Source organism: Anaerosolibacter sp. (assembly GCF_029240175.1).
In the GTDB taxonomy this organism is placed as follows: Bacteria; Bacillota; Clostridia; order Peptostreptococcales; family Thermotaleaceae; genus Anaerosolibacter.
The window spans coordinates 24,251-46,584 of sequence record NZ_JARBTM010000017.1; the positions used below are offsets into that span (position 1 = coordinate 24,251).

General features: G+C 38.5%; 22 protein-coding genes and 1 riboswitch. Of the genes, 3 read left to right on the top strand and 19 right to left on the bottom strand.

Features of this window, described 5'->3' with window-relative positions:
* Positions 1-124 precede the first annotated feature (124 nt).
* The 4 genes from K0R93_RS13370 to K0R93_RS13385 form a co-directional block, all read right to left on the bottom strand.
* Positions 125-286, bottom strand: a complete 162-nt coding sequence (locus K0R93_RS13370; RefSeq protein WP_300302208.1) for a hypothetical protein — start codon at positions 284-286, stop codon at positions 125-127.
* A gap of 77 nt (positions 287-363) precedes the next feature.
* On the bottom strand, positions 364-1,251 hold the full coding sequence (locus K0R93_RS13375) for a YitT family protein (protein ID WP_300302211.1): 888 nt from the start codon (positions 1,249-1,251) through the stop codon (positions 364-366).
* A 183-nt stretch (positions 1,252-1,434) separates the two neighbouring features.
* A complete protein-coding gene (locus K0R93_RS13380; RefSeq protein ID WP_300302214.1) occupies positions 1,435-1,860 on the bottom strand; it encodes a universal stress protein in 426 nt (141 codons plus the stop codon).
* 118 nt (positions 1,861-1,978) lie between these two features.
* A complete protein-coding gene (locus K0R93_RS13385) occupies positions 1,979-2,404 on the bottom strand; it encodes a universal stress protein (RefSeq protein ID WP_300302217.1) in 426 nt (141 codons plus the stop codon).
* A 222-nt stretch (positions 2,405-2,626) separates the two neighbouring features.
* Here K0R93_RS13385 and ytvI point away from each other — a divergent pair, with 222 nt between their 5' ends.
* Both ytvI and K0R93_RS13395 read left to right on the top strand, forming a co-directional pair.
* Entirely contained in the window at positions 2,627-3,697 is a 1,071-nt protein-coding gene (ytvI, locus tag K0R93_RS13390; protein WP_300302220.1) for a sporulation integral membrane protein YtvI, read from the top strand.
* Between the two features lie 255 nt (positions 3,698-3,952).
* Positions 3,953-5,890 carry a glutamine synthetase gene (locus K0R93_RS13395; RefSeq protein WP_300302222.1) on the top strand — a complete coding sequence of 646 codons (1,938 nt, stop codon included), beginning with the start codon at positions 3,953-3,955 and terminating at the stop codon, positions 5,888-5,890.
* Between the two features lie 58 nt (positions 5,891-5,948).
* On the opposite strand, the gene K0R93_RS13400 is transcribed toward K0R93_RS13395, so the two are convergent.
* From K0R93_RS13400 to K0R93_RS13410, 3 genes are all read right to left on the bottom strand, one after another.
* Positions 5,949-6,437, bottom strand: a complete 489-nt coding sequence (locus tag K0R93_RS13400) for a hypothetical protein (RefSeq protein WP_300302225.1) — start codon at positions 6,435-6,437, stop codon at positions 5,949-5,951.
* Between the two features lie 94 nt (positions 6,438-6,531).
* Positions 6,532-7,398, bottom strand: coding sequence for a hypothetical protein (locus K0R93_RS13405; RefSeq protein WP_300302227.1), 867 nt, complete (start codon positions 7,396-7,398; stop codon positions 6,532-6,534).
* A 284-nt stretch (positions 7,399-7,682) separates the two neighbouring features.
* Complete coding sequence (locus K0R93_RS13410) at positions 7,683-8,867, bottom strand: ABC transporter substrate-binding protein (protein ID WP_330685164.1); 1,185 nt, start codon at positions 8,865-8,867, stop codon at positions 7,683-7,685.
* Positions 8,868-9,232: 365 nt separating this feature from the next.
* On the opposite strand from K0R93_RS13410, the gene K0R93_RS13415 reads away from it, so the two are divergent.
* Entirely contained in the window at positions 9,233-10,081 is an 849-nt protein-coding gene (locus tag K0R93_RS13415; protein ID WP_300302229.1) for a mechanosensitive ion channel family protein, read from the top strand.
* A 55-nt stretch (positions 10,082-10,136) separates the two neighbouring features.
* Here K0R93_RS13415 and K0R93_RS13420 read toward each other — a convergent pair whose 3' ends face one another.
* The 12 genes from K0R93_RS13420 to K0R93_RS13475 all read right to left on the bottom strand — a co-directional run bounded on the left by K0R93_RS13420 (position 10,137) and on the right by K0R93_RS13475 (position 22,217).
* Complete coding sequence (locus K0R93_RS13420; RefSeq protein WP_300302231.1) at positions 10,137-10,967, bottom strand: energy-coupling factor ABC transporter ATP-binding protein; 831 nt, start codon at positions 10,965-10,967, stop codon at positions 10,137-10,139.
* Positions 10,968-10,991: 24 nt separating this feature from the next.
* On the bottom strand, positions 10,992-11,759 hold the full coding sequence (gene cbiQ, locus K0R93_RS13425; protein WP_300302234.1) for a cobalt ECF transporter T component CbiQ: 768 nt from the start codon (positions 11,757-11,759) through the stop codon (positions 10,992-10,994).
* A 7-nt stretch (positions 11,760-11,766) separates the two neighbouring features.
* On the bottom strand, positions 11,767-12,048 hold the full coding sequence (locus tag K0R93_RS13430; RefSeq protein WP_300302236.1) for an energy-coupling factor ABC transporter substrate-binding protein: 282 nt from the start codon (positions 12,046-12,048) through the stop codon (positions 11,767-11,769).
* Positions 12,045-12,794, bottom strand: coding sequence for an energy-coupling factor ABC transporter permease (locus tag K0R93_RS13435; protein ID WP_330685165.1), 750 nt, complete (start codon positions 12,792-12,794; stop codon positions 12,045-12,047). Before K0R93_RS13435 ends, K0R93_RS13430 begins: the two co-directional genes overlap by 4 nt.
* Positions 12,795-12,919: 125 nt before the next feature.
* Positions 12,920-13,098: riboswitch (cobalamin riboswitch) on the bottom strand.
* A 125-nt stretch (positions 13,099-13,223) separates the two neighbouring features.
* Positions 13,224-13,583, bottom strand: coding sequence for a LytR/AlgR family response regulator transcription factor (locus tag K0R93_RS13440; RefSeq protein WP_300302238.1), 360 nt, complete (start codon positions 13,581-13,583; stop codon positions 13,224-13,226).
* Positions 13,584-13,621: 38 nt separating this feature from the next.
* On the bottom strand, positions 13,622-15,346 hold the full coding sequence (locus K0R93_RS13445; protein ID WP_300302240.1) for a phospho-sugar mutase: 1,725 nt from the start codon (positions 15,344-15,346) through the stop codon (positions 13,622-13,624).
* Between the two features lie 172 nt (positions 15,347-15,518).
* Positions 15,519-15,962 carry a metal-dependent transcriptional regulator gene (locus tag K0R93_RS13450; RefSeq protein WP_300302241.1) on the bottom strand — a complete coding sequence of 148 codons (444 nt, stop codon included), beginning with the start codon at positions 15,960-15,962 and terminating at the stop codon, positions 15,519-15,521.
* A gap of 142 nt (positions 15,963-16,104) precedes the next feature.
* Positions 16,105-18,741 (bottom strand): cyanophycin synthetase, encoded by a 2,637-nt coding sequence (gene cphA, locus K0R93_RS13455; RefSeq protein ID WP_300302243.1) that lies wholly within the window; start codon positions 18,739-18,741, stop codon positions 16,105-16,107.
* Positions 18,738-19,592 carry a cyanophycinase gene (locus K0R93_RS13460; protein WP_300302245.1) on the bottom strand — a complete coding sequence of 285 codons (855 nt, stop codon included), beginning with the start codon at positions 19,590-19,592 and terminating at the stop codon, positions 18,738-18,740. Before K0R93_RS13460 ends, cphA begins: the two co-directional genes overlap by 4 nt.
* A gap of 180 nt (positions 19,593-19,772) precedes the next feature.
* The gene (locus K0R93_RS13465; RefSeq protein ID WP_300302248.1) at positions 19,773-21,473 is read right to left on the bottom strand and encodes a glycosyl hydrolase family 18 protein; all 1,701 of its coding nucleotides are present in this window, start codon (positions 21,471-21,473) and stop codon (positions 19,773-19,775) included.
* A gap of 206 nt (positions 21,474-21,679) precedes the next feature.
* Positions 21,680-21,997 carry a spore coat protein gene (locus K0R93_RS13470; protein ID WP_300302250.1) on the bottom strand — a complete coding sequence of 106 codons (318 nt, stop codon included), beginning with the start codon at positions 21,995-21,997 and terminating at the stop codon, positions 21,680-21,682.
* Between the two features lies 1 nt (position 21,998).
* Complete coding sequence (locus K0R93_RS13475; RefSeq protein WP_300302252.1) at positions 21,999-22,217, bottom strand: hypothetical protein; 219 nt, start codon at positions 22,215-22,217, stop codon at positions 21,999-22,001.
* Positions 22,218-22,334 lie beyond the last annotated feature (117 nt).

Genomic DNA, 22,334 nt, shown 5'->3' on the forward strand with positions numbered 1-22,334 from the left:
TATACAGATGTTTTTTTGTTTCATATAGGAATCTGATTAAAATCGATATTGTAGGATAAAGCGACAAAGATTGATGTTGAGCTTGGTAGGGGCGATTCACGAATCGCCCTTGGACCATAGATACCTACCCGCTTGAATAACGTGAAGGATCTGATTGTGGGTCTTTGAGATGCTTCGCTGTGCTCTGCATGACAGCAACTGTGGTACTATTCATAATGAACATGCCGCTAACATTGGGCGATTCGTGAATCGCCCCTACAATTTTATTGATCTCGACCTGCGACATTAATGTCCCATTCTTTCTCTATTAACCTCAATAATCATCCCTTCACAATAAAAAAACGCCCAATCTGGGCGCCTGAATTATCTATTTGTTTCTTCTAATAAGCTTTCAAATCCAATTCCTTTTCCCCATACTGATATGACTGGCAATACGTTTACAAAAGCGTCTGGATCAATTTTTGCAATATGCATCTTAATCAACATGACTTCCCGTGGTGAGCAAATGGAAATAATTTTCTGCCTCGTATTGTTTGTATAGCCGCCTGTAATTTCATAGGTACTAATGCCCCTGCCAATGGTATTCATAATATAATCAGCTACTGCATCATTACAATTGCTAATAATTTCGATTTTTACATTCTTGGAACCAAATCCAAAAAGTACCAAGTCAATGGCTTTCATCATGACAAGTTGGGTCAAAATTGCATATAGGGCCACTCTACGATCATACACAAAGGCAGATACTATAATGATTACCACATCGATTCCCAGTAAGAGCTGGCTGATACTGATAAATGGAAACAATCTATGATGAAGAATCTTTGCGATGGTATCTGTACCTCCCATGGAGTAACCCCTTTTTAAAATCAGTCCACAACCGGCACCACTGATTATTCCATAATAGATAGAAGCAAGAAACATGTCATTTTCAATAAAATCAAATTTCATGGTATCAAAGAGTATAAGCATCATTGGGAAACATGTAGAAAGTAAAATAATCTTACCCGCTTCTCTCTTCCCCATTAACCCCCATGCGCTGATTAAGACTACAAGGGATAAGACATAATACAAATAAGTATATTTAACGCCTGCTAACTTGCCTGTAATGATAGAAATACCCGTAATTCCACCTGTGATAAGTCCATTGGGCTGCAAAATTGATGTGATGGCAAATGCCAACAGTGCACATCCTAAACCAAGGTAAAGAAAATCAAATGCCAATTGTTGAAGATCTTTTACTCTTTTCATACATTATACTCCTTCTCTTTTATTAACACTACAAATTGATTATAGAATATTATATGAGGAAATAGTACTGTATTTTGTTAACTTTCTATTTCAATATTGTAATATATAAATAAGAGTATTTTCTATCAAAAAATAAAAAGAGCACGTTGTGCAAAACTCACAATGTGCTCTCATGGATTTAATTTATCTTACAACTAAAACTGGAACGTCCGTATGATTTAGAACCTTATTGGATACGCTGCCTACGACAACTTTTTTTATACCCGTTAACCCTTTACTTCCAATTATAACCAAGTCTGGCTTGTCCTCTTCGATGGTTTCGATAATTACTTGGGCTGGATCTCCAAGCTTGATCATTGTAGAAAGCGATCCACAAAATCCTTTAAAGTCTTCTTCTACTTTTTCCATAATAGATTTTGCTTGGGCCTGGAATATTTCTTTCGATTGATCATAAATATAAACGCTTTCGTGGTGATGGGTACTTTTAAAATCATTAATGACATTCAAAACCGTCACTTCACTACAAAACACCTCTGCAATCCTTCTGCCATAAATTACACCTTTTTGCGCATGCTCAGAACCGTCCGTTGTAATTAATATTTTTTTCATACGTCTTTCACCCCTTTTAATATGATTTCTTGGCAAGGAATTTTTTGTTATTACATAGATACCCTATAAATATGCGTTAAACATTTTTTAAGGCTGCGTCATCAAAAGGAATTTTGTTCTATCTTATGATTAAAACTGGAACCTTGGTATGGTTTAGCACTTTATTCGATACACTCCCTATGGCAACTTTCTTTATTCCTGTTAATCCTTTACTTCCCATGACAACTAGATCTGGTTCCTCTTCTTCAATGGTTTCAATGATCACCTTAGCAGGATCACCGTTCTTGACCAAAGTGGTGATTGATCCACAAAATCCCTCAAATACATGCTCAACCTCCTGCAAAATTATTTTTGCATTTTTCTCTAATACATCCTTTGATAGCTGGAATAGGTATACACTATCATCTAAATAAGCATTGCTGAAGTCATCTATTACATTTAGGACAATTACCTCGCTACAAAATTTCTCAGCTATTTTTCTGCCATGTTCTAATCCTTTTTCAGCATATTTGGAACCATCGGTAGTAACAAGTACTTTTCTCATATAACTCACTCCCCCCATGGGCTTTTGTATAGTCAAATACTTCTTATAATATTTATACCCTTCATTCAAATTCCAAACATTATTGTAAGCATATAAGAATAAATGAAATATCTTTATAGTCTTTTTAAATCCCATGAAACCAGTATTCTATAAGGCTTTCTGCGGTTGTATTCATGGAAAATATATCATATAATTAGATATCAATTATTTAGGAGTGTTGCTATGGACATAGACTTTAAAAAATATTTGCCGTTGCTGGTTCGATTGCTGATTGCTGGCCTTACGATTGTAGGAATCTATTTCGTTTCGACCACCCTTATATTTTACATACTACCTTTCCTTTTGGGTTGGCTTGTGGCTTCTGCCATTGAGCCTACGGTGGATTTGATGACCAACCGATTCAAAATGCCTCGCAGCCTTTCGGCATTTATTTCTACACTATTCTTTGTTCTTTTTACAGGTCTATTAATCTCTCTGGTTGGCGGCATCATTATTGTAGAGCTCACAAAGCTTTCCATAGACCTTCCAGAGTACTCAAAAAAGATTTATATTCAGGGCTTGGCCATCTTTGAGCAGGCACAGAATGTATATTTTACGCTGCCCCCTGACATTGCGCAGCAAATCATGAATGGATTATATACCCTTGTCCAGAGTCTAAGCAATTTATTAACACTCTTTTTATCCTCTTTGTTGGGCTTTTTATCTGGCATACCCAGTGTTTTGGTATTTATCTTGGTTACAATTATCTCCACCTTCTTTATTGCTAGAGATAAACAAATGATTACGCGCTTTATCAGAGCACAGATTCCTTCTGGTATGATTAGCAAGGGCAAAATTCTCAAGCATGATTTGCTCTTCGCATTACTTGGCTACATCAAGGCCCAATTGATCCTCATGTCAATCACCTTTATTGAATGTGCCATCGGCTTGACCATCATAGGTATCGATTATTCTGTCTTGGTCGCTTTGGTAGCCAGTATTATAGACGCATTCCCAATCCTTGGTACTGGCTCTGTATTTGTTCCTATGATCATATGGCATCTAGTTACTGGAAAATATAAAATTGCCGTCTCGCTGGCTGTACTCTATGGTATACTTATATTTGTAAGACAATTGTTAGAACCCAAGGTATTGGGCACTCAAATTGGCCTTTATCCACTGGTAACGCTAATGGCCATGTATATCGGCTTAAAGCTTTTCGGTGTCATTGGCCTAATCATTGGACCTATCTCTATGATCGTATTAATGACACTGCAAAAGGTTGATATTCTTCCAAAATGGAAAGAATATTAAAGATATGTGAGACCAATAGAAATAGTCAAGCATTCAAACTTTTTGGATGCTTTTTCTATTTTAGTTCGTAATTTATTTATGAATTTTTATTCATATCGTTTAATATTTATTGCGTTTTTCAAGTTTTCTTTCATGAAATATTTTAATAAATTTTATTGTTCTGAAAACGTTTTACCCTCGTTTTTGATGTTTACAAAATCGTAATATCTGCTATAATTATTCAATATAAATATAAAAAAATGATGAGGTGATACCATGTCCAGTGAGATTTTACGTTCAGAAAATGATAAGCTTATTTTTTTAATTCCCACTTCACAGCATACGCCAGAAGAGATTTCCTCCATTCTTAAGCAGCATCCGGAAATCAAGTTTGTATCTTTGGTAGGCGTTGACCTTGGTGGTAATGATACAGATGAGAAAATCCCAGTAGAACTATTCTTAGAAGATATTGACAGCTTTCTAACCTATGGTGTACAAACCGATGGTTCCAGCGTTGTTCTCCCTGATATTGCCAGCTTAAATGATGCAAGGGTTGACATTATCCCTGACAGCACTGTGAATTGGTTTGTAGACTACAATTTTGATAACATAGATGAAGCAACAGGCAGACCAATCGGAACCTTAAGAATACCATCTTTCCTTATTCACAATGGTATTACAAGGGTGGACTCCCGCTCTGTATTGGCTGCTGCAGTAGATCACTTCAAATCTCAAGTTCTTGCCCTGGTTAATGAAAATCCTTATGTCCTTGAAAGTGTCGGCATTTCTTCAGCCGATGATATTGAAGACATTGTCTTAACTTCTGCTACCGAGCTAGAATTTTGGGTAAAAACACCGGAAGAAATTGCAGACGTTGAAAAACTTTCTACTTCCCAAGGCTTAAAGGAACAATATTGGAAGCGTACGGTAGGACCTGTTCGTACAGCCTTAGAGAACACACTATCTATAATGGATGAGTATGGTTTAGGTGTAGAAATGGGTCATAAGGAAGTTGGAGGCGTTCAAGCAAAAGTAGCAGGCAATGGGCACTACAATCACATTATGGAACAATTAGAAATCGACTGGAAATATAGCACTTCACTTCAAGCGGCTGACAATGAGCTATTGGCTCGTCAATTGGTTCAAGAAACCTTTACCGCTTATGGTTTAGAGGTTACTTTTAATGCAAAACCTATTGAAGGTGTTGCCGGAAGCGGCGAGCATACACACGTAGGTGTTGCAGCAAAATTAAAAAATGGAAAAATAAAGAATCTGTTCTCTCCAGCTGACCTGAAATCGGATTATATGAGTGCCATTGGTTGGGGTGCATTAATGGGTCTATTAAAGAACTACGAGGTTGTTAATCCTTTCGTAAGCTCCACAAATGATTCATTAAATCGTCTGAAGCCTGGATTTGAAGCACCAGTTTGTATCGTTGCTTCTATTGGTCATACAGTAGATACGCCATCTAGAAATAGAACAATCTTAACGGGCCTTGTCCGCGATATGGCAAATCCATTGGCAACACGTTTTGAGGTAAGATCTCCAAATCCAACCTGCAACACTTATCTAGTTATCGCAGCCATCTATCAATCCATGCTTGATGGTATTTCTGCTGTAATCAAAGCTGGCAAGAATGCCAAAGAGCTGGAAGCAGATTTTTCTAAAGGTGTAGGAGAAGAGAAGTTTTATCTAGAAAAAGACAGAGCTTACCGCAGCGAAGATGATGTTTTCGAACACTACACAGAGGAAGAGCGTAATACATTCTTCGGTAAGCCCCCTGCAACTGTATGGGAAAATATGGTTGGATTCCACAACTATCCTGACAAAAAATCAGTTTTACTTCAAGGGGATGTATTCACAGAAAAGATTATTAATTCTTATAGAGTAGCCTCCCTTAGTCAATGGGCAACAGAGTTAACCCAAAGACTCATTCCAGATAACATGGATTTTGTAAGAAGCTGTAAAAAGCTTCATGGCAGCGAAAATGTATCCGATCTAGATGTGGTTAACTGGGAAAAGATTAACCAGCTTCGAAACAGTTTAATGAAGGATAGTTTAAGTAAGAAATCACTATTCACGCAAATTCGTGAGGCCGTAGAATCTGGAGATTATGATACTGCATCTGGACTCCAGTTAGAAATGAGCCAAACGATTGGTAATCTTAAAAATCTATATGCGGTTTATAGAAGAAACCTAATCGAACTTGCTTAATGTATAAATATCCATAACATAAAAGGCGCCCTTGGCGCCTTTTATAATTTCTAAGATATTAGTGCATCACGAGATACTTGCTTTTCTCGCTATCATAGAAACTTTGCATCTCTTTTTCGAATCCTAAATGATAGGCAACCGTCATCAAACAGCGGGTTAGATAACTTCTGCTTAGATCGCCTTCTCTTGGACCTTCTTTAACTTCCCAGATAATGTCTAAATCCCTTCCTTCAACAATATCTTCAATAGAAAGCTGTCGTAGTTCTTCTCGATCATATTCAGCGAACAAGCATCGAATTCCTTCGGGGTCTTGGGCATTTCGAAGAACTGTATTTCTTTCTCTTTCAGAAGAATTTTGCAGAATGTCAATAATGAAATTCAAATCATAATCAACTAGCTCATAGAGGTTTTCAAAGACTACAGCAGGTATCCTGGCATCTTCCTTGCTGACCTCAATGAGTCTATCCTTTGCATACTCATCATCCTGAATGCAAGCTTCTATAATTTTATGATTCATCTCCTGGTCATTATAGCTGTCAAATTTCAAATCTTTCTCCCCTTCCTTACCTATTTATTTATATTTTCTGATGGAAGAAGAGAACTTATACCTCGCTCACGTAAATAGTTTATTCTTATTCTTATTACTTTTCAGGTTCTTTCTTTACAGTAATCTTCTTTAATTTCTTTTCCATCTGAAGTAACAATATCCCTATTTCCTCAATACCCATGTGCATTTCTTCTATGGAATGCATGATCTCTTGTCCATAGTCATCATCACTATTCTTTCCATTTTCCAAAATGGTTTGAGATATATGCTCAATTCCTCTTTTGATTTCTGTAATGCCAAGGGTCAATTGTTCTCGATCATGATCGATTTCCGTTGTGAAATGGTCAGCTTGACTCAGGAGCTTCACCAATCTTTCCATCAGAAGATTCATAATTCTTTCAATTTGTACCTGTCTCTCACCAGATATAGCATCCTTTTCCATATTGTTAAACTGATTGATTAACTCAATAATTTCATCGATTCCCATATAGTTTTTTCCTTTTAGATTAGATGGAATAATAATTTTAGGTTGACATGGCTCCTTATCTTCTTTATTCTCTGGTTTATTTTCTTCCTTTGTTTTATCTTTTCCATTCTTGAAAAGGCTCACTACTTCAATAACAATCGTTTTAATATTTTTTACTACCTTACTTAGACTTGCCAGGATTACACCTATTGTAATCAGCAGTCCTGTAAGGCTATTTAACCATATTTCCTCATCTATGGCTTGTTTTTTCGCTTCAAAGTCAGCCGTGATGGCAGACATGGTCTCTTTGCACACCTCAAAGTCTCCATTGTTTTTTAGAATACATTCTGTTAGCTTTTCCAGTGTCTCCTGTTCCAACTGCGATATAAGACTGCCTTTATGAAGGGTTAAACTCAAAAAAATAATTAGAAAAACCATAACCCCTGTCAGCATGGCAAGTCCTATCTTCCTATATTTTTCTTTGCCTGATTTCATACCTTTCCTCCACCCTCTTTTTTCTTCCCTCTCGTAGTACATCATATTATTTAGGTAATCGTCAGGTTCATAAATTTCGACAAAATATAAAAAAGCATCTAACGATGCTTCGCTAGGGGAACCTAGTTCCCCTTCGACGGCTGCTAAACAGCCTGAGCACCCCTCTGACTACGGCATGGGAATACTTCCCCTGCACCCCTGCTTTTTTATTTAATAGGCAAGTAGAACTTGCCTATTAAATAAAAAAGAGAATTCTTCTTCAAGAATTCTCCTTTTCATTCTATTTATTTTACAGGCTCAATGGTATCAAGATATGTAAATTTACCGTCTTTAACAACCTTGATTACAGCACTCTTTACAGCATCACCGTTTTCGTCAAGGGTAATGATACCAGCTGCACCCATATAATCCTTTGTCTGAGCTAAAGCATCTCTAATAGCTACAGAATCTGCAGAACCTGCTCTCTCGATGGCATCAAGAATTACGAGGTAAGCATCAAATCCTAAAGCAGTAACTGAAGCCGGCTCCTTGTTATACTTTTCTCTGTAAGCTTTTAGGAACTCATCAGATTTCTCAGTGATTGGCACTTCTGAAGTAAAGAACGTGGAGAACACAGCTCCTTCTACATTTTCCAACCCGATATCGATAAATTCTGGTGTTTCCCAAGTATCTCCGCCAAGAATCGGTATTGTAATGCCTGACTGTCTCGCCTGTTTTATCAACAATGCTGATTCTGTAAAGTTACCTGGAGCAAAGATTACGTCAGGGTTCAAAGCCTTAATATTTGTTAATTGGGCTGAAAAATCCTGATCCCCAGTACTATAGCTGGCACTGCCCACGATGGCATTTTCGTCACCGGTTAAGCTTTTAAATGCATCTGTAAAGAATTTTGCCAAGCCTACAGAGTAATCGGAAGAAACCTCTTGAATGATGGCTGCCTTCTTTGCGCCAAGCTTATTGATAGCATAGTTTGCCATAACAGTTCCTTGGAATGGATCAATAAAACATACTCTGAAATAATAATCATTGTTTAGAGTAACCAATGGGTTGGTACATGACGCACCCACTGCAGGAATCTGAGCGCTCTTCACTGCATCTCCAGCAGCCATGGACAAGGAACTTCCCCAGCTACCAATGATTGCCGATACCTTCTCCTTATCGATCAATCTAGATGCTGCATTGGCAGCCTCCACTTTGTCTGATTTGTTATCTACAGTTACTAGTACTACTTTTTTACCTAAAACCTCAGGATATAATTCATTTGCAAGTTCTACGCCTTCTAGTTCAATGGCTCCACCCGCGGCGTTAGCTCCTGTTAGAGGTTCAAACACACCAATCTTAATCACATCTTCCCCAGCTGGAGTATCTCCGCCTGATGGTTGTGCCGGCTTCGCGCAACCTGTAAATACAAGTGCAGCGATGAGCATCATTGCGATCATAAAGCTAAACTTTTTACCCACTTTTTTCATTCTTTTTCCCCCTTAAATGTTATTGCTAAAAAAGAAAACTTTACATGCTCCTCCTTTTATTAATTATTCTTAATGATTTTGTTACAATTTTTTAAATATTGATTCTATTTTGATATTGTAGCACAGCAATCTATAGAATTGCAATATCTCAGCCTCTATATATCAATAATTTTATGTATAAATTCATTTATATAGCCTTAGAAATCTAAGGATAATCTGCATTTTTTGTATTTACATTGAATACAAGTGTATCTCAACAACGCATAAATACTAGTTCTTCTCGTATTTCATATTTCCTTTTGAATACCTTTTAGAAGAATTGCAAAAAATACTATTTATTCGATAGATCGTAAGGAGGTTTGCCAATGGATTCAGATTTTATTAAAAGCATTGTCTTTGAGATAAATATTAAATCCTTTGTCGCCTCCCTTATCATTCTTGTCGCTGCTTTTGTGTTAATTAAGCTCATCATGCTTTTTACAGAAAAACTAATACAGCTTACAAATTTCAATGAACAACGGGAAAAAACAATCAAAAGCCTTATAGATTCCGTGGCTGCTTATTTTATTTTGACTGTTGCAATTTTAAGTATTCTTAGCCAGTTTGGTCTCATTAAACGATCTACCGTGATGACGGGTGCCGGGATTATCACCCTCATTGCAGGTCTTGGTGCTCAAAGCTTTATCAAGGACATCATCAATGGCTTCTTTATTTTATTTGAGCGGCAAATGAAGGTGGGTGACTTCGTAAGCATAAATGAACAATTCCTTGGTACAGTAGAAGAAATCGGCTTACGCTCTACAGCAATCCGGGAATGGTCTTTGAAAAAGGTCTACATACCCAATGGCGAGATCAAGACCCTAAAAAATTACTATAAAGACATGGCACGGGTCATACTAGAAATCATTATTCCCTTTGAAGAGGACCATCAATTGGTCATGGAGACCCTAGAGGAAATCTGCCAGCACATCAATCAACAGCATGATGACAAAATCTATAAGCTTGGCACCGTCAATTATTCTGAGTTCAGCGTTTATGGTGTCATGTCCATCGATGGAAAATATGGCGGTGCCAAATACATTATCACCGGTGTCGTAAAACCAGCCTATCAATGGGCAGTTCGTAATCGTGCCTACGAATATATTCTCACCGTTTTGAAAGAGAAGAATATCCGTTTGGCATATCCAAGGGTGTATTGGCAACAAGACAAATAAAAAATACGCACCTAGGTGCGCAGATTAAGATCGAGATCAAGATTAAGAAATTCTCTTACTTTAACATTAGTTTAAAAAATCCTTCCTTTGTCCTTGGGATTTCTTCCCCTGCTAAATGAGGTTTGTCTTTAATAAGGGCTTCATAAGCCTCAATGATCCAGGGTTTCTCCAACCCGGCTCTTGCTAAAATCTTCTCATCTCTAAAAAGCTCTTGAGGAACGCCTTCTCCAATGATCATGCCGTCCACCATCACAAAAATATAGTCAGCCCAAGGATAGACTTTATCCATATCATGGGTGGAAAGAACAATGGTTTTACCTTCCTGATTCAATTGATCAAAAAAGGCCATTAGCTCACTACTGGTTTTAGGATCAATAAAGGCAGTAGGTTCATCTAAGAAAATCACTTCTGGGTCCATGGCTAATATATCCGCAATGGATACCCTTTTTTTCTGACCGCCGCTCAGGAAATGAATCGGCTTATCTCGTAGATGAGATAAATCCGTTTTTTCCAGTGCTTCCTCTACCTTCTTTCTTACTTCATCCTTTGATAATCCCATATTCATAGGCCCAAAAGAAACCTCCTGAAATACGTTGGCTGAGAATAATTGTACATTAGCATCTTGAAAAACAATACCAATATTTTTTCGCATCTCACGGATTTCTTTTTTCGTATAGTTCATCATTTTTCCGCCATAGGCGACTTGCCCTTTTTTAGGTATATAGACACCGTTTAAACATAAAAACAAGGTGGTTTTTCCAGCACCATTCGGACCAATGATGGCAATCTTCTTTCCTTTTGTCAAAGCTACCGATAGCTTCTTTAGGGCTTGGGTACCATCGGGGTAGCTAAACTCCAAATCCTTTGTCTCTATAATATACTCCACAGGAACATCTCCTTTATTTTATATCTATCCAACGATGCTCAGGGCAATAAACACCATTTCAATCCCTACAATGGCTAAAATATTTCTTTTTGATCCATGATATTCTTCCTCTAGGACATTAATATCTCCAGTATACCCCCTTGCTGCTAAAGCCCTAAAGATTTCCTGGGATCGATGGAAAGCTTTGATAAAAAGGTTCGCAGCTAACTGACCTAACGAATTGTAACTGTTTCTAAGTGTTCCATATCCTAGCCTGCATTCCTGAGAGATAAAGATCATTGACCCAGTTTCAAGTAAGACAAAAATAAATCTATAAATCATGATCATCAGTTCTGTTATAATAACAGGCACCCTTAATCTTTTAAATACCCATATGATATCTGTCATGGGTGTAGTCAAAGCAAGAAAATACAAACAAATCACCGACGCATAGGAGCGAAGAAAGAGTAGTTGTCCTTGATTTAAACCTAATTTTGTCATACCGATCGTCCATGATCCTAGCTTTATATGATATATAAAATCCAATGGTTCCTTTGTAATCGTAAAAATGACCCCAAGGATACCCACGATTAAAAAGAACAATGGCAGGCTGAGGTATCCAATATAGCTCCTCCAGGGAATTTTTCCAGCACCAACCACCAAAAACGACATAAAGGCTATTACACATACATGTAATAACCAAGATGTACTGAACAGACATATGACTAACGTGATAACCGCTAGTAAGAATTTTTCTAAAGGATGTACTTTTCTTAACCTATTCACATAGGCATGTTGGTCAATAGAAATCATTTGTTTTTCACCTTGTTTGCTTCTTTCCTTTTTGATATCCAAAATAATATGCTATGATACCTGTACCTATGGCAGCTTGTAATGCGAACAATAAACTTTCGGTTTCTCCGCCTGGAGGTTCCCAAATGCTGTTGAACCAAGGCTCATAGTTAGGTTGAATCTCTGTAATCATTTCTTCTGCAGCACCATCTGCACCACCAAATTCTGAGTTTTTAACTACAATTAAAGGAATGATGGTAATGATAATAACCATTAAAATCAAAATCAAATTCTTTTTGGTCATTGTCATGATTTCACCTCCCGAATGAGAGACAATTCATTTAACTCGTTTTCATTGTATTTTGTTAATAGATTGTATATTACGACTGTCAATAAACCTTCACTTATAGCCAAAGGTACCTGTGTAACTGCAAAGATACCTAGAAACTTTACAATTGATGCCATGATTCCTACTTCTCCAGGGAAAGCCAATCCCAGTTGTATGGAGGTAACGATATACGTAATCAAATTTCCTAAAGCAGCAGCAATAAATACGCTTACACCCTTTGATGCGCCGGATTTATTCAAGGTTCTAAAAGCTAGGTAAGACACAATAGGTCCAGCGATCCCCATGGAAAACACATTGGCACCCAGGGTTGAGATCCCGCCATGGGCCAATAAAATTGCCTGGAAGAGCAACACAATCAATCCTAAAATACTTGTGGCACTTGGTCCAAAAAGGATTGCACCCAACCCAACGCCTGTGGGGTGAGAGGAACTGCCAGTCACTGATGGCAGCTTCATAGCTGATAGTACAAAGGCAAAGGCACCGCATAAGGCCAACAGCATTTTTATATTTGGATTTTCATCGGTTAATTTCTTTATGGATTTAACCCCATGCAATAAAACAGGGATTGATACAACAAACCAAATAGCTGCCCACATGGGTGGTAAAAAACCCTCCATAATATGCATGGCATATGCTTCCCTTGGTGCAAGCAATACGATGAGAAACGAGAATAGCGCACTAAGTAGAACATACAACTTCTTTTTCACAACATTTCCTCCTATTCGTCTAATGTAGTTCTCATCCAAAAATAAACGACCTAGCCTTAAGGCTAGGTCTCCACATGTCAAATCAATTTATAGAACAGACACATCGATACTCCTTCCCTCCGAAGGCAATGACGTCAACATAGGCAGGTTTCCTGGCTCGCGTTTTTTCCTACTCCCTCGTCTTCCCCGTTTCCAAGTGACACCATGAGGTTTCGTATTCGCTTACAGTAGCGGGGGCTGCATCGGTTTTCCACCGAATTTCCCTATTATCCTCTTACAAGGCACCCATATCTTGATTTGGATTCAATTTTACATTAATAATTATATCAAATGAATCATGATTATGCTATAGACTTGCATATTTCATCATTTACAAGGTGAATTGCTATTATTTCGCATGATATTTATGATTTTTTTTTGCATATCAGCTTAAAACACCTCTATTAATTCATACAGCTTTTTCTCGTTTTGCTTGGTAATCTGAGCTTTTTCTTCGGTGTGCTCCATATTCACATAGGTTTCTAAGTCAGTGGTCACAATCTTTCTGATCATCATTAGATTGATAATGAAGGATTGATGTGACCGGAAAAAGTGACGATTATCCAGCTTCTTTTCTACATTATTCAAGCTGTCATGAATACTATAAATACCATCCATGGTATGCAGATCTGTTTTTCTACCATTTTTCACAAACATAATGATGCTTTTCTTCGGAATGAATATCCTCTCATGCCCATGTTTTACACATATTTTTCCATGGATCAAAATTTTAGATTTATTTTCTTCCAATACCCCTCAACCCCTATAGCCTTATAATATACTATTTATTATACTACACCATGTAATAAATCCATAATTGTCTTTTCAAAGATCACTATTTTTTCTTGGGCCTCTCGCTTGGTTGCTCCTTTGGTATAGATATAAATCTTGATTTTAGGTTCTGTTCCTGATGGGCGTACTGCATACCATGATCCATCTTTGAAGAAATACCGCAGCACATCAGACACCGGTATATTCCCAGTGGTCTCCTTCTGATTTATCACATCCACACTGATTCCTTCTGCATAATCGATATACTGTATTAGTCCCATATCTCCAATCTTCTTTGGAAAACTCTTTCTATATTCTTTCATCATACGCCCAATTCGCTTTTGTCCCTCTATTCCCTCAAGGGTCAATGAAATCAATTTTTCCATGTAAAATCCATGCTTCTCATAAAGTCCTTCCAGCACATCTAAGAGGCTTTTTCCCAAGGATGAATAGTAGGCAGCCGCTTCACAGAGCAGCATAGACGCAATCACGCCATCTTTATCTCTCACAAAAGTACCTGCAACATATCCTATACTTTCTTCATAACCAAAAATAAATGATTGATCACTCCTTTTTTCCATTTCATTGACTTTCCCGCATATATTTTTAAAACCAGTTAACGTTTCAAATGTCTTAACGCCATAGGATGCTGCGATAGCTTTTCCAAGATCTCCCGTTACAATGGATTTTACAATGTAGTCATTTCCAGTGAGCCGCCCTTGTTCCTTAAGAGAAGACAGGATGTATTCAATCAACACCGCACCTGTTTGGTTCCCATTTAGCGCTGTGTACTCTCCCTCTTTTCCCTGGATCATGCATGCTACCCTGTCACAATCTGGATCTGTGGCAAAGATCATTTCTGCCCCTAGAGACTTCCCTAATTTCTCTGCGTAGGCAAAAGCCTTTGTATCTTCAGGATTTGGATACCCCACCGTAGTAAAGTCAGGATCAGGCATTTCCTGCTCTGGCACTACCCATACATTTTGAAATCCTCTTTCATGAAGGACTCTCCGCACAGGGATATTGCCAGTGCCATTCAAGGGGGTATACACCAGCTTAATTCCTTTATTGATGTCATCCCTTAAAGATAACCCTTTTACTTTTTCCACATACTCATCATCAATTTCCCTGCCTAAAATCTTTAATAAACCTTGATCCAATGCCATCTGCTCGTCTAATATCTTTATTTTGGTAAAATCCTTTATGCTTTCTATGTTCTTCTCTACAACCGCAGCAATTTCAGAAAGAATTTGGGCACCTTCCTCCCAATAAACCTTATATCCATTGTATTCCCGTGGATTATGGCTGGCGGTCACCACGATGCCTCCCGCAGTCTTTAAACGTCGTACCGCGTAGGACAGCTCAGGTGTAGGCCGGATATCCTCAAACAAATAGGCTTTTATGCCATTCCCGGCCAGTACCAAGGCCGCTTCCTTCGCAAATTCCTTGGAGTAGTGTCTCACATCATAAGCAATGGCAACGCCCCTATTCATATAGTCCTGACCTTTTTCAACGATAAAATCTGCTAACCCTTGGGTTGCTTGACGAATAATATATTTGTTCATTCTATTGGTTCCAGCGCCAACTTTTCCCCTAAGTCCCGCTGTGCCAAACTCTAAGTTTCTATAGAATCGATCTTTTATTTCTTCTTCATCGTTTTTTATAGCAATTAACGCTTCTCGTGTTTCTTCATCGAAATACCCATTAGTTACCCATGATTCATATTGATCTTTATAATCCATGTTTGTGCACTCCCTGTGTATTATATTTTTGTTGCAATCATTCACTATTCCTCTAGATTATTATATCCAACCATTTGGTTAGATTCCCACCCTTTCAACATACCCAATTCCCAGCTGATTATTCAAGCATCCTACATAAACAGACAGTTCAGCAAAATGCTGAACTGTCTGTTTATGTAGGGATCTCCTCACTCCAGTGATGGTCTTTTTCAGAATCACTAAAATTTGCAAATCGCTCCATCACTTCTTTGTCACTGCGCATAAAATCCACCAAATTTTCAATAGCTGCAATGGTTGGAGGGCTTAGGTAATGCTCCATAGCTTCTGCCTCCACTGCCGTATCACAATTGCTGTTGATTACAAATAGAAACTCCTGTAGAATGCTGTTTCTTTTTACAAGAAGCTTTCCAAGCTTCTTTCCCTCTTCTGTCATATGGATACCTTCATATCGCTTATACTGAACATAGTTTTCTTTGTTAAGTTTTCTCAATGCCTTCACCACAGAAGGCGACGATACATTCAACTTTTCAGCAATATCTCTTACTCGAATTTCTTTCTTTTGTTGGGATAGTTGGTATACTTCCTCTAAATAGTCCTCAAGACTCGGTGATAACATCCAATTCCCCCCTTTATTCAGATTCTTCCCTAGAAACACCCTATTACAATTATATGAAGAAAGCTGCCAATCTTTACAGTTTTTATACCTGTATAGAATAACAGCTTTTTAAGCAGAAACAGCTTATGATTGGCTTACATTTTTATAACATTACTTTTTGTTGGTGGCGTTCCCTTTGGTTCTGATGGCTAAATTCATGGATTACCTCCATTATTCTTTCCCGGTCTTCATAGAATACGATAACTATGTCTCCAGCCATTGCCATTTCCATGGCTTTTCTTAAAGCCACTTCTTCTATCAGCTCAATTTCCATTCTATTTGGATCAAGGCCTCCCTTTAAGCAGCCTTCCATCAATCGTTTAGCAACTTCTCCTTCATCTCTGCCCCGTAGATCCCTATCTTCCTTAATAAATACATGATCAAAGCTTTGACCTGATAGTATACCTACCTCATGGATACTTGTATCCAATCGATCTCCTGGTACACCGATGACACCAATGATTCGATTTATCTTAATTTTTTGAAGACCTTCGATGACTTTTTTGTACCCATCGAAATTATGTCCATAATCCACGATCACTCTGAAATCTGACACATCATACATATTAAACCTTCCAGGATTCTCTTTTTCATCAGATTTGAAGCTTACCAAGGCGCGATTGATTGCATCCTTGTCAATTCCTAACCCCCAAGCGACAGCCACCGCAGCCAAGCTATTCTCCACATTATGGACGAGAGCCCCACCAAGGGTTGCTGGAATGTTTTCAATATTTACCACAGGGATCTGTTCCTTATCCGTGGCCAAATAGATAATCTGATCCTTGATATAGACGACTCTGCCCCCGTCTTTGATATGTTTTACCACATAATTGTTCTTATGATCTTTAGTGAACAATATGATATTCCCAAAGGCCCGATCTCTCACGGATAAACAATATTCATCGTCTGCATTGATCACTGCATATCCAGTATCCTTTACAGCTTCAACCACTAATGACTTCGCATGGGCTAAATCCTCAAGGGTTTCGATACCATCTAACCCCAAGTGATCATCCGTGATATTTGTAATGATCCCTACATCTGCCAGGTCATACCCAAGACCTCTGTTAACAATGCCTCCTCTAGCTGTTTCCAGCACTGCAGCCGTAACATCCTTATTCATCAATATGGTCTTTGCACTATTTGGCCCCGTAGTATCTCCTTTAATAATGCATTCATCTCCCAAATATATCCCACTGGTTGTAGTCATGCCCACATAGTGACCTGCTTCCTTTAGTATCTTGCTTACAAGTCTTGTAGTGGTTGTCTTTCCGTTGGTTCCTGTTACTGCCACAACGGGAATAGAGTGGGCTTTTCCTTTTGGGAATAGGGAGGATAAAATCTCCTTTGCCACATTTCTCGGTGTTCCCGAAGAGGGGTAATGATGCATTCGAATTCCCGGTGCTGCATTCACCTCAATAATCGCTCCTCCAGTAGCACCCAATGGAGAACTAATATCCGTTGTTGTCACATCAATTCCTGCCACATCTAAACCAATAACAGAAGCCGCCTTAATGCACATTTTCTTGATATCTTCATGGACCTGATCTGTCACATCGATGGCGATTCCACCTGTGCTTAAATTATCATTTTCTCTTAGATAAACCACTTGCCCCTCATCTGGTATGTCTTCAAGAACATGATGGTTCTTCCTCAAAAGGAGCATCATAACTTCATCAATTTTTATCTTTGTCAATGGCTTCTCATGACCTTCGCCCCGCAGAGGATTTTTGTTTTCTAACTCAATTAATTCTTTAATCGTGTTTTTTCCATTCCCCACCACATGGGCTGGAATTCTTTCCGAAGCTGCAATCACGCGATCTTTCACCACCAGCACACGGTAATGTTTGCCCTCAATATAGCTTTCTACTAGGGCATCGGTGGTATATCTTTCAACTGCCTCATAGGCAGAAATTACCTCTTCATCACAACTTAAATTTAATGATACCCCTTTGCCTTGGTTGCCATTAAATGGTTTCACCACTGCTGGGTAGCCAATATCATTTGCCATTTCCACAGCTTCATACTTATTCCTGGCAATTCTACCCGCTGGTACAGGTATGCCATTTTGCTTTAACAATTCATTGGTCATCCATTTGTCACAGGAAATATCTACGGCAATACAGCTTGCTTGATCTGTCAAGGTTGCCTGAATCCTCCGTTGATTTGCGCCATACCCTAATTGTAGAATACTATCTTTACCAATACGAATAACTGGTATCCCAGCTTTTTTTGCTTCTACCTCAATAGCCTTTGTACTTGGCCCCAATTCTAACTCTGCTGCCTTCTTTCGAATCATATCCAATCGTTCATCAATATCGATGGTCTCTCCCCGGATTAAATGATTTAAAACATCAAACGCCATCAATCCTGCCTCTACAGCTGCAACTTCATTTGTATATCCATAAATAACATTATAAATGGACAGTCCGCTGTCCCATCTCGCTTTTCCATAACGGATATTATATCCCAACATATTTTGTATTTCCAAAGCTGTGTGTTCCATTACATGGGCCAGATATGTACCTCTTTTTAATCTTGCTACAAATCCACCCCGATAACCTTCCGAGCACTTATGCTCCTTTAGTCCTGGAATCATTGCGACTAAGTTTTCATTAAACATAGGAATTTCTGATGTTGGTGTATCATAGAGATCTTCCAAGTCTACAGTGAGTTTAATGACTGGATTATGACTGTATACATTCCTACCTCTTAATGCTCTTAGATTTACAACCTTCATTTTGATTCCTCCTGTGATTGATCTTGCGCCTTTTTATTGGACTTGCTTGGGACGACTGGTGTTTTTGATGGGAGATGAAAGCCGTAGTCGGTCGGCAGTACATGCATTCGCACATTTGTAATAGCCAAAGGTTCATTTGGATACTGCTCACATGTATTGGTAAACGCGATATCTCTGCCATCTATGATGGTCACTACCCCTGATCCTACCACATCAAAGTGATTCTGATAACTTACGACAATTGCTGTATTTTCATCTATTCCAATTCCTAAAGAATGAGGATTCTGGGCAATAGCAGAAAGAAGTCTACCAATTCTTCCTCTTTGATTAAAATGTTGGTCGATGATGACGCCTTCCATAAGTCCCATGCCTGGCGCCATCTTAATGGTGCATCGACTCGGTGCCTTCTCATCCATCCCTTCCACCACCATGATTTCGCTCATCATGGAAGCCCCAGCACTGGTTCCTGCAATTACCTTCCCTTCTCCTACACATTTATGGAGAAGGTCATGCACTCTGGTTCCTCCCAGAATACTAGATATTCTTAGTTGATCACCGCCAGTGAAAAAGATGCAATCGCCATCCATCATTTCTTTTAAAATCTCATCTTTATTGGCATCCTCTCTGCTCTCTATATTTAAAACTGTCGTCCTTTCAACCCCTAGGGTTTTGAAGACTTTAATGTATTGCTGTCCTGCTTCCTTTGGCTTCTCTGTTGCGGTTGTCATCACAACAAACTTTGGGTCTTTTTTCTTGGTCAGAGAAACAAGCTTTTTTAGAATTACCTTATCAGCCGTCTTATCCTCTGCGCCGCCTATTACAACAAGATAGGTATCTTGATGATAGATCATTTGGCCCTTCCTCCTATATCTGTTCAAAAGTCACTGCTACATTTTGGATTTATACAATATTTTTTCCATTTTTATACTTTCTCCATACATTTATTTATTATTTTCATTTTTTCTTCAAGTATACTTCATGAACGACAAAAAAGAGCCCAAGTTACCTTAGACTCCTTTTATTCCTTATACTTATTCATTAAAATTTATGATCTGATCAATGGCGCTCCAAATCTCTGGAGTCTCAAAACCTCGTCTCCAGGCTGCAACACCTGCAAAATTATGTTTTTCCACCAGCCCTGCTTTTAGTTGAAGCGACCGACTATCCTCAATCCATATTTTTTGAAGCTTTCCGTCTTTCTCATAGCTTACATAATACTGGCCTACTTCCGCCAGCCATTCTTTTTGAATTGTTGGAATCTTCAATATTTCATTGATGGTTTCCATACCAACCGCCTTAGACTTCACCATAGTTTTACTCGGATCATCAGTCGATGGTGATTCCGTCCAAATCCTTGTATAGAATGGAACACCTAACAATAGCTTTTCAGCAGGCACCTCTTCCGTGATCTCAGCCATACCTTTCTCAACCCATCCAATGGACGCAACTGAGCCACTCACCGGACTGGATGACCAATGCTCATCGTAGGTCATGACGGCCATGTAGTCCACGATCTCACCCAAGGCCTTTCGGTCATAACATAGAGACCAGTTTTCGGTCATACTCTTTATTGTCACATCGATGGAAACAACCCTGTCTTTTTCATGGAGCATGGGCGTTACTTCCCTGACAAATTGCGTAAGTTTATCTCGGTCCTTCATATAGACATTTTCAAAATCTATATTGATTCCATCTAAATCGTAATCCACTGCCAGTTTTACTAGTTCGTTGATAATCTTTTCTCGTATAAGTGAATTGTTTAGGATCGTATTGGTCATATCTGGATCAAAGGAATTATTGGCCAATGCCCAAACTTTGTACCCCCGTGCCTTGGCCCAATCTATATAACTTCTATCAATGTTGTGTTTAATCGTTCCCTTTCCATCCACAATGCTAATCCATGTGGGTGAAATCACATTTACCCCTTCCATAGGTCCTATCTTTTCTGTATCGGGATTTTTATTATGAATATGATCCCAAGTCAAGAAAATTTTCCCTTTCTCAGGTTTCCAAATTGGTTCATTACTGCCTATCTCCATAGCTTCAACCATCTCCTTATTTCCGATGGCATTACTGTCCACATATCCAACCTGTCCATTCTCTGTCATCACCTGTACCCATTGGTCATGGCCTTCTACGAATTGAATCTGATCCCCTTGTTCTAAAATCTCAAGTACTGAAGATAAAAGCTTGCTGTCTTCTCGCACTCTTACTTGATCTTTTATCACTTCTCCCATGGATAGATCTTCTTTTTGATTTATCAGCACGACAGAATTTCGTTCTTCAATCCATCTACTTTTTATGCCAATGTATTCTTCGATGTCTTGTATGGGTACATACACCCTATCATCTTCAATGATTACAGGTAATGCATCTATGTCCGTCCTATTATTTACTTTTACTTGCCCATCTTCTCCATAGAAACGAATTACCTTATCTTTCGTAGTGATGGTTCCTACCTTTGTCATTGTGTCATATTCTCCATAGACATCCAATTCTTCCTGCAGCAGGTCAAGGGCAACATAAAGATTATGCGCTTCGCCCCGTATTCTTACCCCATCACCATAGTCTTCAGAAGTTTTAACACTTTGATCGTGATATATAATCACCTTCGGTATGGTGGGTACAGTAGATGCAGACTTTGACACAAAGTAGAAATTTTGCACAAAATAGATGCTTCCCAATACAATTCCAATGACCAATAAACAGATGTACGCTATTTTCCTTTTCATCTTCTCCCACCTTTCATCTTCCAAGGATCCATAAACATAAATAGCCCCACCCGTTAGGAGTGAGGCTATGGACATGTATTGAATATACTTTCATTTTACAGGTCTTATCGACAATTTTCAAGTTTTAATAATTACCATTAGTATCTATAGTATCAATAAAATAGCCCGTGGAATTCCACAGGCTATTTCTTTGATCTTACTTTATATTATTGAGATATTCCTTCCCCTTGATCAAGTACGGTTTGAGACTGATATACTGTCTCCGTAAGCTGTTGATCTGGCATATCATAGGGTTTATACCATCCCCGATTTACTGCTAATTCTGTCAAAGCGCCATGGCCGCCAACAATCTGGTTTAAGCTGCTTCCATACATGGCTCTCAATTCCGGTGTTGCACATTCTAGTGTTGCAGTAAGATAGGCGCTGGCAGCAGCCTTAGAACCCATCAGCATATCATTTGCGATGGTCTGGTCATCCAATTGATTTCCATTGTTTCCCATTAAAGTGTTTAGCAATGATGCCATATTAATGCACCCCCGTAACATCTACTACATTGTTTTCAGTGATAAACTGTTGTATACCTTTTACTCTTCCTTCTGCAGCGAGAATTGCTGCATCCACTTGTTTCTGTAAATCTCTATCCTGTACAATTGCCCTTGTTGCCCTAGCCTTTGTTAAGGCATTTGACTCCATTTGTAAAAGCTCTCGTATGGATAACATTTCACTGGGTGCCAATTGTCTCATCTTCTTTACCTCCAATAATTGAAGTATGGTCATACATTAATATTTTGTTCAAAAAAACATTTTATATAGTTGTCAATCTTTAGAAGATAATTCAGAAAATGATTACCAATAATTTTT